This window comes from Streptomyces sodiiphilus (genome assembly GCF_039529215.1).
Lineage (GTDB): Bacteria > Actinomycetota > Actinomycetes > Streptomycetales > Streptomycetaceae > Streptomyces > Streptomyces sodiiphilus.
In genome coordinates this window covers 85,339-96,690 of record NZ_BAAAMJ010000006.1, presented here as the reverse complement: position 1 = coordinate 96,690, position 11,352 = coordinate 85,339, and the positions used below count along the sequence as shown (strand labels likewise).

General features: G+C 70.7%; 10 protein-coding genes. 8 read left to right on the top strand and 2 right to left on the bottom strand.

Annotation, left to right across the window (positions count from 1 at the left end; all coding sequences use genetic code 11):
* The first annotated feature begins 1 nt into the window (after position 1).
* The 4 genes from ABD299_RS02965 to ABD299_RS02950 are packed head-to-tail and all read left to right on the top strand — an operon-like array spanning position 2 to position 3,913.
* Positions 2 to 1,021 (top strand): glycosyltransferase family 4 protein, encoded by a 1,020-nt coding sequence (locus tag ABD299_RS02965; protein ID WP_344258590.1) that lies wholly within the window; start codon positions 2 to 4, stop codon positions 1,019 to 1,021.
* On the top strand, positions 1,022 to 2,608 hold the full coding sequence (locus ABD299_RS02960; protein WP_344258588.1) for a hypothetical protein: 1,587 nt from the start codon (positions 1,022 to 1,024) through the stop codon (positions 2,606 to 2,608). It begins immediately after the preceding gene.
* 35 nt (positions 2,609 to 2,643) lie between these two features.
* Positions 2,644 to 3,105 carry an NUDIX domain-containing protein gene (locus ABD299_RS02955; RefSeq protein ID WP_344258586.1) on the top strand — a complete coding sequence of 154 codons (462 nt, stop codon included), beginning with the start codon at positions 2,644 to 2,646 and terminating at the stop codon, positions 3,103 to 3,105.
* Positions 3,106 to 3,118: 13 nt separating this feature from the next.
* Positions 3,119 to 3,913, top strand: a complete 795-nt coding sequence (locus ABD299_RS02950; protein WP_344258584.1) for a phosphotransferase family protein — start codon at positions 3,119 to 3,121, stop codon at positions 3,911 to 3,913.
* Here the strand turns inward: ABD299_RS02950 and ABD299_RS02945 are convergent.
* Complete coding sequence (locus ABD299_RS02945; RefSeq protein WP_344258582.1) at positions 3,908 to 5,098, bottom strand: TniQ family protein; 1,191 nt, start codon at positions 5,096 to 5,098, stop codon at positions 3,908 to 3,910. The genes ABD299_RS02950 and ABD299_RS02945 overlap by 6 nt on opposite strands.
* 23 nt (positions 5,099 to 5,121) lie before the next feature.
* Positions 5,122 to 5,361 carry a helix-turn-helix domain-containing protein gene (locus tag ABD299_RS02940; protein ID WP_175541444.1) on the bottom strand — a complete coding sequence of 80 codons (240 nt, stop codon included), beginning with the start codon at positions 5,359 to 5,361 and terminating at the stop codon, positions 5,122 to 5,124.
* Between the two features lie 117 nt (positions 5,362 to 5,478).
* On the opposite strand from ABD299_RS02940, the gene ABD299_RS02935 reads away from it, so the two are divergent.
* From ABD299_RS02935 to ABD299_RS02920, 4 genes are read left to right on the top strand one after another with little or no spacing between them, the layout of a single operon-like run.
* Positions 5,479 to 7,302, top strand: a complete 1,824-nt coding sequence (locus tag ABD299_RS02935) for a TniQ family protein (RefSeq protein WP_344258578.1) — start codon at positions 5,479 to 5,481, stop codon at positions 7,300 to 7,302.
* Positions 7,299 to 8,066 (top strand): TnsA-like heteromeric transposase endonuclease subunit, encoded by a 768-nt coding sequence (locus ABD299_RS02930; protein ID WP_344258576.1) that lies wholly within the window; start codon positions 7,299 to 7,301, stop codon positions 8,064 to 8,066. The genes ABD299_RS02935 and ABD299_RS02930 overlap by 4 nt, the downstream gene beginning before the upstream one ends.
* Positions 8,063 to 10,177, top strand: coding sequence for a Mu transposase C-terminal domain-containing protein (locus ABD299_RS02925; RefSeq protein WP_344258574.1), 2,115 nt, complete (start codon positions 8,063 to 8,065; stop codon positions 10,175 to 10,177). The genes ABD299_RS02930 and ABD299_RS02925 overlap by 4 nt, the downstream gene beginning before the upstream one ends.
* Complete coding sequence (locus tag ABD299_RS02920) at positions 10,177 to 11,295, top strand: TniB family NTP-binding protein (protein WP_344258573.1); 1,119 nt, start codon at positions 10,177 to 10,179, stop codon at positions 11,293 to 11,295. The genes ABD299_RS02925 and ABD299_RS02920 overlap by 1 nt, the downstream gene beginning before the upstream one ends.
* The last annotated feature ends 57 nt before the right edge of the window (positions 11,296 to 11,352 follow it).

Genomic DNA, 11,352 nt, shown 5'->3' with positions numbered 1-11,352 from the left:
TGTGACCGCCTCCGTCGTCCGGGTCCCCTGGCACACCGACCACGGCGGCTACGACCGCCTGCTGGCCTTCCTGCCCGAGGCCCAGCCCGTGATCACCCCGCCCGCCGGGCGTCTGGCCCGGCGGGCCGCCGCTACAGCCCACCGGGCGATCGGCCGGCGGTGCCCGCTGCCGTTCTACCCACCCGAGCACTTCGCCACCGACTGGCGTATCCGCGCCGCCCGCGGCCCGGCCCACGTCCTCTACGGGGACGAGCAGTTCTGGTTCTCCCGCCGCCGCACAGCCCCAACGGCCGTCACCTACCACCAGCCGCCCGCCCAGCTCCAGCAGCTCCTCCCGCACGACCTCTGGAAGGACCTCGCCCCCAGGGCCGATCGCGTCATCACCCTCGACCCCTACCAGCGCGAGTTCTTCACCCGCTACCTGCCGCCCGAGCGCGTGCACCTGGTGCCCCACGGCATCGACACCCACGCCTTCACCCCCGCCCCCTCCCCACCAGCAGGCCCGCCCCTGGTGCTGACCGTGGGCTGGTGGCTACGGGACTGGAACGTCCTGGACGCCGTCCACGCCCGGCTCCACCACCGCTACGGACGCGACGTCGAACTCACCGTGGTCACCCGTCAGGCTGACTCCCGGTCCTGGCCGCCAGCCACCCGCATCCTCCAGGGCATCACCGAGGAGGAACTGATCGGCCTGTATCGGCGAGCGGCAGTGGTGCTGCTGCCGCTGACCGGTGCGACCGCCAACAACGCCCTCCTAGAAGCCCTCGCCTGCGGTACCCCGGTGGTCGCCTCCGCCGTCGGCGGCATCCCCACTTACGCCGGAATCGGCCCCGGCTGCCTCCTCGTCCCGCCCGGCGACCCGGCGGCGGCCACCGAGGCGGTAGAGAAGGTGATCTCGGAGGCCGGAAGCTCCGCCCACGCCATCCGGCGGGCTGCCGCCCGCGACCGTGCCGAGCACTTCGCCTGGCCCCACATCGCCGACCAGACCCGGCACGTTTACCAACTCCTCGCGGAGGACTGAATGGCCGATCTGTGGTTCACCCTCGCCGTTCCCACGCTGCTGGTGGCGCTCCTGGCCCGCGCCTGCTGGGCGATGGCCGCCACCGAGCTGTGCGCCCGCTGGCTCCTGAGCAACTCTCGCCCTTCCCGCGCTGAAGCCGGAGAGGAGGCGCCGTGGCTGGTGGTGCTGTTGCCGATGCTGCGTGAACAGGCCGTCGCCCCGGAGACGATCGCCGCGTTCACCGCCCTGCCCTACCCGAAGGGACGGGCCGCGGTGGTGGTCATCACCACCGAGCGCGAACGCACTGCCCGGGAGCGAGCCCGAACCCGCCTTCCGGACCTGGCAGCGGCCCGTCCGCTGCGGCCCGCGCGGCTGGGTGGCCTGTTTCCCGCCGCCCGCTGCGAGCCCGTGGCCCACGCCGTCAACGCCGCCCCGCCAAAGGAGCGGCTGGCCCTCCTGATCCGCCTGTTCGACGCCGAGGCCACCACCGCCCAGGTCGTGGCCGACGCCACCGCCCGTCTTCCGGAGAGCTCGCTGCGGCTGGTGCACCTGCATCAGCCGGCCACCCCCGGCCGGAAGGCCGGACAGCTCAACTTCGCCCTCGACCGCATCGGCGCAGTGCTCGGCCCGCTCGGCTGGGATCAGGACCGGGACGAGGACCACACGTTCGTCGCCGTCTACGACGCCGACGCCGTCCCCGACAGGGATACCCTGGCTGCCTTCGCCGACACCGCCCAGGCACACCGCGAGCGCACCGGACAGTTCCCGGCCCTCATCCAGCAGCAGCGCCTGCCGCTGGCCGCCCGCCGCCGCTTCTCCTCCGGCCCTGGTGGACTCTTGCTGGCCGGGGAGTGGATCTACCAGCTGCGCCGGTCGCTGGGCATCGAGCTGGCTCGCGTCCGCCTCCACCAGCAGCTGACGGTCTGGCGGGCCCCGGAGATGGTGAAGGTGTGGCTGCGGCCTATGGTCTACGCGGTCGGCTGCGGCATGGCCGTCCACCTCACCGCCCTGCGCGCCGTCGGCGGTTTCCCCGAACCGATGGAAGACCTCGGCACGGGCCACCGCCTCTCCCTGGCCGGAGCCGCGCTCGCCCCCAGCTCCGCCACCGTGCTCGACGAGCCCTACACCGTCCCGGGCGGGCTCACCAACCTCCACGCCCTGGCCTTCACCGCCTCCGCCCGCCCCGACCGCCATCTCAAGGCCATCACTCACCTCCCTCGCGGCCTGCCCCGCCCTTCCCAGTGGGCTTTGGTGGCCCGCGAATACGCGGACCAGGCCGCCTGGCTCCTCGGCGCCCCGCTGACCGCCGCCGCAGTTCTGTCCTCCCCCTGGGCCGGGCCGTGGTGGACTGCCCTGGCGGCTGCCGGGGTACTGCTGCACGGCCCCGCTCTCACCGCCCGGCTCCTGACCCTGGCCCCGGCCCTGCATGGCACCGTGCACCCGCCAGGCACAGCCGCGCCGAGCCCGCCGGAACTCTCCCCCGCACGGCGGGCCCTGCTGGTGGCGGCCAGCCCGCTCCAGCCGTTCATCCGACTGGCCGGGCCCTGGCGGATGATCTTCCGTCGCATGGCCCGCCGGCCCCACGGTTTCGGCAAGACTGAACGCTGACCCGACATCCACCGCACGCCGACTGGGAGCCCGCTGTGACAACTCCTGTGATCCGCACCGCCGCCAAGGCCATCGTCGTCCACGACGGCCGCATCCTGCTCCAGCGCGCGACCTGGGACGGCCGCGAGTGCTACTTCCTGCCCGGCGGCGGCCAGCACCCCGGCGAGGCACTCGCCGACACCGTCCGCCGGGAAGTCGAAGAAGAGACCGGCCTTGACGTGCGAGTGGAGCGGATGCTGTGGCTGCGCGAGTACATCGGCGCCCACCACGGCGGCGACCCGGCCGACCACCGCATCGAAGCCGTCTTCGCCTGCACCCCCCTCAGCGACCCCCACCAGCTCGGCGGCCACCCCGCCGACGACCTCCAGACCGGCCTGGAATGGGTGCCCCTGGACAAGGCCCCCTCCCTCAACCTGCTCCCGCACACCCTGCGCCAGCCGATCGCCAACCTCGCCACCGGCCACCCCGAAACCGCCTACCTCGGCGACGTCGCCTGACAGGTTGAGGGCCATGGCTGGCATCGACGGACGTATTCCGCCCGGCGCGGCCGAGATCACCACGGGGCAGGCCAACCGCGTCTGGTACGTCCCCGGCCCGCCCAGGCCGTACATCCTCAAGCACTACCGCGATCCCGCCCGGGCCGCGAACGAGGCCGCCGCCCTCACCCTCCTCGCCAGGTACGGCGCTCCCGCTCCCCGGCTGCTCACCGCCAACCTCCGGGTACGGCCGGCGTGGACCGCGCAAAGCGCGGTCCACGCCACCCCGATACCCGCCGCCCGCCTCACAGGCGCCCTGCCCACTGTGCTGCGCGCCGTCCACGCCATCCCCGGCAGCCACGCCGGGCGCCTCTCCGGCGCCACCAAGCACAGCACCTGGCCGGGTTACCTCCACAGCCGCTTGGAGGCGTACACGAATGCGGCCCCCGATCTCACCCCAGCCGCCAAGGCACTCCGCCCACGGCTGGAGACGGCCGGGCTGGAAACGCTCCAGCCGCGCCTGCTCCACCACGACCTCCAGCCTGGCCACCTGATGCAAGGCGCCGACGGCACCGAGGTGCTCATCGACTGGGAGCTGGCCGCTTTCGGCGATCCCCTCTCCGACCTCGCCCGCCTCGCCGTCCGCCTGCGCCACCCCGGCCCCGGAGCGGTCCTCTCTCTGAACGGCTCCCCAGACCTCGCCGTGCGGGACCGTCTGGACCTGTACTGGCGCATCCACCTGCTGGCAGACGCCGCCTTCGCCACCGACACTGCCGTGCGGGCACACGCCCGTGCCCTTCTCTCCGCCCGTGGCGGGCATAGATCATGAGCAGAGCGTGACTGCCACCCCATCTCTTCTGGGAGAGGCAGTAGCCGACGAGCGGCACCGAACGGCACGGGCAGCGAGATCCGCCTTCAGCACGCTCCAGAGCAGGGGGAGCAGACGCCGACTGGCGCCGGGAAGTACGTTCTCGACGAAACCCTTGGGAAACCACCCGACGCCCAGCGGTTGCCTCACCTGTTCCAGGAGTTCGCGTGCGGTCCGTTCCGGAGCGGACGAGAACAGGATCTGCGCGACCACGCGGAGCTCGGCGGCAGTCGTCACCGCATCCCCGACGCCCCGCCTGCGGAGCCGGATCGGTCCCAAGTCCTCTGCGTGGTGGGGCTGAAGGAATCCCGTGGAGTTACGACGAAGGTCCTCCCTGTCTGCACCTCCGGCTGGAAAGCGGTCGCGCAGTACGGCGTCTGGGGTGTCGAAGACCCGCACACCGCAGGCACGGACCAGCTGCCACACCACACGGACATCCTGATCCTGCTCCCGTCGGGCGAACTGCTGGACCAAGCGGTCATGGAGCCGCGGAAGCAGGGGATCGGTGACGGTGGGCTGCTTACACGCCCACAGGAGCTGACCGCACCTCCCGCTGCGCTTGCGTGCTGTGGTGTTCAGGTTGTCCATGAGCTCGCAGCACCGGCCCCGCGCCCGGCTGAGAAGCCGAACGGGGGCGAAGGGCGACAGGCAGGCGGGGCACACGCTGACCAGGTAGCGCTGGTGCAGCGGGCACATCACCGCCCATGGCTCCCCCCACCACAACGGCCAGCGCCCCGGCGGGAGCAGGCAGGACGGGCAGAACGCCGTCAACTGCTTCAGGCGGTTCACAAGGCGGGGCCGGGGAGGAGGCACCTGGCCGGGGACTACGTCCTCGAAGATCATCGCCTCCAACGCCCTGCGGTCAAGCCCGGTGGCCTTCTCCACAGCACAAGCCTGGGAGACGGTCATCCGGGAGGTGACCATGCCCAGCTGCCAGGCATGGGACGTCGCCGATTCCAGCCCGAGGGCACGCATCGCCTCCCCACGGGGGATGTCCAACTCAGCGGCCAGGTGATCAACCCAGCTGAACAGCGATTCCCCGGGCAGGGGCGAGGGCACGGCTGGCAGACGACGCGGCGCCGGAGCCGGGCGGCCTGGACTGGCCAGTGCGGGCGGATTCGGGGACGGCGGCGGATCGCTGGTCACGGGGTGGACCGTAGCGGCGGGCGTCAGTCGTCGGTGAACAGCCGGTGGACCTCCACCCCGAGGACATCGGCGATCGCGTGGACGCGGTCCACGGAGATGCTGTGCCGGCCGTTCTCCACCTCGACGTAGAACGACCGGTCCAGCCCGGCCCGCTTGGCCAGCGCCGTCTGGGACAGCCCGGCCCGCTCACGCAGTGTCCGCAGCCTGCTGCCGAAGACCTGCCGCTGGTCGCCGGCGCCCGTACCTGAATTGGAGTTCTCCACACCCAGCAACGTAGTACAGTCCTAGCCTGTAGGAAATTTCCTACAGACTAGGGGGTGGGTGGAGGCATGCAGGTCAACGCGGCAGTGAGCCCGGCGGCTCCCATTCCACTACCGTCGGTGCCGCCACAGGACACCGCTGGGAAGCGCGGGGGCAGCCGGGTGCGGACGCTGCCCGGCGGTCTCCCCCGGCGGCTTCCGGCAGTGCTGCGGCCAGCGGTTGGTGAGGCGTTCGCCTCCTGGATCGACCGCCTGGCCTGGCAGATAGGCATCGCGCCTGGGGACGCCGTCCGGGTACTCGGACTGGAATGCCGCCAGGTCCGGTCTGCGACCCGGCCGTTGTTCTTCGGGATCGCGCTGACCGAGACCAGCGCCCATAGGGCGAGCGTGGCCACCGGACTGACAGCCGGTGAGCTGGCGGGCATGCAGCTGGCCGCGTTCGACGGCGGCGCCTTGGACTTCACCGGGCTCGACCTGACCTCGGAGCGATCGGTGACGCCGCTGGTCCACCGCGAATGGGCGCTGTTCACCGGCAGCCGGGCCTGCCCGCGCTGCCTGGTGGAGACGCCGGTGTGGCCGCTGTGGTGGCGGCTGGGCACCGCGGCGGTCTGCCCGCGCCACCGGGTTCTGCTCACCGACTCCTGTCCCGGGTGCGGCATCCGGCTGCGTCGCGGATATGCCAGACATGCCCGGGGCCTGATCTCCCGCACCCCGGGCGTGGACCCGGGCCGCTGCAATAACCACGTCCGCTCCGAGTCGGGCGGCACCAGTCGGCTGTGTGATCAGTTGCTGGGCGATCTGCCCTCCGTGGCGGTGCCCGATGCGCTCGTCGAGGCCCAGCGCGGGGCCCTCCGCGCCGCCGACGGCAAACCGGGGCCGGTGGCCGGACAGGCGGTGGACGCGGCCGAGTGGTTCGGCTGGCTGCGATACGCGTGCGCTCTGGTCCGCTTCGCCGCTCCCGCCCAGGACATCCCGGCCCTGGCCGGGCTCACCGACCAGGTCACCGCGGCGTTCGCCGCCTACCAGCAGCGGCAGAAGCCCGGGGTCCAGGAGGACCGCGGCGGATTGCGGACCCGCGTGCAGCAGAGCCCGCCGACAGCCGCACACGCCGCTGCTCTGCTGGCGATCACCCAGCCCTTGCTGGTCTCGCCCACCGTAAGCGAGGTCAGCCAGTGGCTGGGGTCTTGGTTGGATGCCGCCGGTCAAGTGCGGCAGGCCAACCCGTACAAGACAGACCCGCTGCGGCTGGTGCCCCGGCCCGAGCGGCTGGAGACGCTGATCGCACCGCTGCGTTCCAGCCCGTACCGGGTCTCCGGAGCCCTGCGTGCCCGCCCCGGCCTGGCCGGAGTGCGCCCGGCGAACATCCCGCACCTGCTCGACCACGGCGACTATCAGAACCTGATCGCCCCTCATCTGCCGGGCACCGCGCCACTCACCGGGCGGCGCCTGGCTGCGCTCGCTCTGGCCCGCCTCACCGGGGCGGGCAGCTGGGCGGAGGCCGCGGCGGTACTGGGCATGGACGCGGCCGTGGCCGCGCGGGTCTACGGTGCCGTCGTCAAGCGCGTCCCCGGCCCGGATGCCTTCTGGGATGCCGTGCGCGAGGCCGGAGCACGGATGCGGCGTCGCGGCCTGGTCGACTACGCCGCCCGCCGGGCCGCCCTGGCTAACCTGACCGAGGTTCCCCACGCGGTGCTGTTCCCGGTGTGCCACCGGCTGGGCCTCCCTGTCACTCCCCAGCGGCGCCGGCACGCCGCCGCATGGCTGTGGCAGCACCTCACCAGCGGCGACATCCGTGAGGCCCCGGCCTACGCCTCCAACTGGCCCGGCGCCACCACCGCATCGATCCGCGACGGCGCCCGCCGCTTCGCCGCCTGGATACCCACCTCCGTCGCCCAGGCCCTGACCGCCTGGGGCGATCACCTGCTCACGGAAGGATCAGCATGAGCACCCGAACACGCCCCCGCACGCTACGGCCCCTGCGCTACGGCGCAGGGACCCTGTGCGTGCGGTACTACGACGCGGACGGCACGGAGCACCTCGTCGCCGCGCAGAACGCCAGCGCCGTGGACTTCGCCTCCTGCACGCCCGCCCGCGACATCCCCTCCTACGTCGGTCAGCACCACACCCCGGGCCTGTACTGGTCGGCAAGCAGCGACCGGCACGTGGCCTACGAGAGCTTCCTGGAACTGAAGTGGATGAAGCTGCTGGACCACGACCCGCACGTGGCTCTCTTCACCAGCCAGCCCTTCACCCTGGAAGGCGCCGATGCCCACGGCCGGTGGCGGCACACGCCCGACCTGTTCGTGCGCCGCACTGACGGCTCGGTGCTCATCGTGGACGTGAAGAACCCGCTCAGCCTGTCCAAGCCGTCGGTCATCCAGCAGGCCGACCGCACCGCGGAAGCATGCCGCCGCATCGGGTGGGACTACCAGATGGTCGGGGACATAGCCCCGCAGCGGTGGGCGAACATCGAATGGCTCGCGGGATACCGGCGCCCTCTGCGGTCCTGCGCCCACCTGGCCGACCCGCTGCTGGCGCTCGCCGACCGGCCCGTGGCCGTCGGTGATCTCGTCAGCTTCCAGCCCGCTCCGGAACTGGCCCGCCCCGTTGTCTACCACCTGCTGTGGCACAACCGCCTCGCCTGCGACCTCGACCAGCCGCTGCGCGACCACACCCGCGTGTGGACTACCGGGAAGGGAGAGGCGTGAGCACCCGCTACCGCATCGCCGCCGAGGACTGGATCGAGTTCGAGGAAGAGCGCCACCAGGTCACCGGCACCGACGGCTCCCTGGTTCGGCTGCGCTCGGAGTCCGGGCACCGCCAGACCATCATGCTCAGCGAGCTGCTTTCCGACCCCAGCTTCCGCGCCCACACCACGCCGCCCGACCGCCCCGAGGCGGGCGGGCCCGCCCTCGACCCCGGCGGGGTGCTCGCCACTCTCCCCGACAAGGCCCGGCAGGCAGCGCTGGAGCTGGAGGCGCACCTGCTGGAGGCCACCACCGGCTACCGCTCCGGCGATCCGCTGGCCCCCGCCACTGGAGAGCCGAAGCCGGAGTATCACCCGGATCTCCCGCATACCCAGCGGGTACAGAACAAGGCCGCCGAGCTCGACTACACCGAGCGCCGGATCTGGCAGCTGCTGGAGGACTATCAGCAGCAAGGACTGTGGGCGCTGGTCGACAAGCGCAAGGCCCGCATCCGCAACCCGCTCAAGAACATCGATCCACGCATCGTCCAGGCCATCCGTGAACAGGCCACCGCAGAGAAGATGGACAGCTCCTCCACCGTCGGCCTTCGCTTTCTGCGCCGGACCCAGAACCGCCTGGACGCCGACTACGGACCCGGAGAGGTACCGCTGCCCCAGCGGGACGTCTTCCGCCGTCTGGTCAAGCTGCTGCTGACCCGCAGCCCGTCCGACCCCGCCTACCAGCGCGCCTCGGACGCCAACCAGCCCGACCGGCACTTCGGCAACGTCATCGCCCACCGCCCCGGCCAGCTCGTCATGCTCGACACCACCCCGCTGGACGTCCTCGCCTTCGACCCGGGCACCAGCACCACCCACCGCATCGAACTCACGATCGCCCTCGACGTTGCCACTCGCTCCATCCTCGCCTGGCGCCTGACTCCAGAAGGCACCAAGGCCATCGACATCGGCCTGCTCCTGGCCGACGTCATGACCCCCGAGCCCATGCGGCCGGCCTGGGCGGACGCCCTGCGCTACTCCATGCTCCGCGTCCCCTACGAGCGTCTCCTCACCGTCGACGAACGCCTGGCCGAAGCCGCCGCCCGGCCCGTGATCTACCCCGATACCCTGCTCTACGACCACGGCAAGCCGTACAAGTCGGAGGTCGTACGCCGGGCCTGCCTGAAGTGGAAGATCGACCTCCAGGACGCCCGCAAACTCAAGCCCACCGACAAGCCCCACGTCGAACGGCTGTTCCGCCGCATCCGTGAACAGTTCTCCGAACACGTCGCCGGGTACAAAGGCTTCAACGTCGCCCACCGGGGCCGCACCGCCGAACAGCAAGCCCGCTGGACTCTCGATGAGATCACCGAATTCTTCGCCGAGTACGTCGTGGCCGTCTACCAGCGCCAGCACCACCAGGGCCTGACCCTCCACGGCTTCCCCGATCTGCACGTCTCCCCCAACGAGGCGTACAGCATGGCCATCGGCGCCGCCGGCTACATCGACTGCCCCCGCGACCCGGACATGTACTACGAGCTGCTGCCCATCGCCAGCAACAACGGCCGCACCGTCCAGCCCTACGGCGTCGAACTGAACGGCCTGACCTACAACGCCCCGGTGCTGTACGAGTTCCGCAACGCCACCTCGCCCTATCCCAGCGGCCTGTGGCCCATCCGATACGACCCGCGGAACCTCCTGCACGCCTACTTCTACAACCCCCGCGACACCACCTGGTACGTGCTGGAGTGGACACACGCCCTCAGCGACATCCAGCCCTTCACCGACATCACCCTGCGCGAAGCCAAACGCCTCCTGACCACGCGCGGACTCAGCCCCGCCGACCAGGACGAAGTCGCCCAGGCCCTGTGGGACCTGCAAAACCGCACCGACGCCCCGGAGACCTGGACCAAGACCGACCGCAAACGCGCCGCCCGCGACGGCCACCGTGGCCAGGCCCAGGCCCGTGACCAGCAGCGCTCGGCCCCCGCCATCACCGCCGAGCCGCCCCCGCTCAAGTCCGTCCCCAGCCCGCCCACTGGGCCAGAAGACGAGGACGACCTCGACATCGACCTCTCCACCCTCACCGCGGCCCCGGTATGGCGGCCCTACACCCGCCAGCAGGAGACCGACTGATGCACTTCATCCACCCCGGGCTCGCGGAACCACGGACGAAGGAAGAATGGCGGGCCTACCTGAACGACATCCCGCCCGCCCGGCCCGACATGCCCACCTTCGCCGCCTACCAGCGCCTCTCCCGGAAAGAGAAGATCCTGCTGAACAAGGCCCGCGACGACTACCACAGCGCCCTGATCATCGTCCGCACCCCCACGATGGACAAGATCCACCACCAGGTCCGACGCCGCATGCGCGTCAACGCCCGCCAGGCCGCCGGAGCCCGCCGCGGCATCGTCCTCGACGGCCCCGCCACCATCGGTAAATCCACCCTGGTCAAGATGCTCGCGTACGACTACGAACACGAACTCCGCGAGGCTTACCCCGAGCGCTTCAGCGAGCAGTACATCGTCGAAGACCACATCGTCGACTACACCCCCGTCGTCTACCTCAGCATCGGCTCCCAGGCCACTCCAAAGGACCTGTCCACCGCACTGGCCGACTATCTCGCCCTGCCCTACCGCTCCGGCGCCACCAAGTCCGCCATCACCCGCATCGTCCTGGAACAAATGCGACTGTGCGGAGTCGAGCTGGTCATCATCGACGACGCTCACTTCATGGACCTCTCCCTCCACGAAGGCAAGGTCGTCAACGATCACCTCAAGTACATCGCCAACCACACCGCCGCCACCTTCGTCTACACCGGAGTGGACCTCAAACGCTCCGGTCTCTTCCTCGAAGGCACCGGCAGCACCCGCGCCAACCAGACCGCCGGCCGCAACACCCTCATCAGGATGACGAACTACACCATCAAGACCCGCGAACAGCGCGCCGAATGGCTGACCGTCCTCCTCTCCCTCGACGAACATCTGGCCCTCTACCACCACAAGCCCCACACCTTGCCCCGGCTGTACAAGTACCTCTACGACCGCACGGAAGGCAGCATCTGCGCCTTGTCCGACCTCATCCGCGAAGCCGCGATCGAAGCCGTCATGACCGGCGAAGAAGCCATCACCAAAGACGTACTCGACCGCATCGACATCAGCGAACTCGCGCAAGCCCGCTACGAAAAGTTCAAGACCAGTCAGCGGAAGAAGGGACAGCTCAGGGGCTCCCTGGCCGGAGCAGAAGTAAACTGACCAGGCACACCAGTCGCGCCTTGGCCACTTCCGCTTTCACCAGGACGCTTGACCAGA

Coding starts and splice junctions, on each gene's coding strand:
- ABD299_RS02920 (WP_344258573.1), top strand. CDS start 10,177: ATGCACTTCATCCACCCCGGGCTCGCGGAACCACGGACGAAGGAAGAA.
- ABD299_RS02960 (WP_344258588.1), top strand. CDS start 1,022: ATGGCCGATCTGTGGTTCACCCTCGCCGTTCCCACGCTGCTGGTGGCG.
- ABD299_RS02930 (WP_344258576.1), top strand. CDS start 7,299: ATGAGCACCCGAACACGCCCCCGCACGCTACGGCCCCTGCGCTACGGC.
- ABD299_RS02950 (WP_344258584.1), top strand. CDS start 3,119: ATGGCTGGCATCGACGGACGTATTCCGCCCGGCGCGGCCGAGATCACC.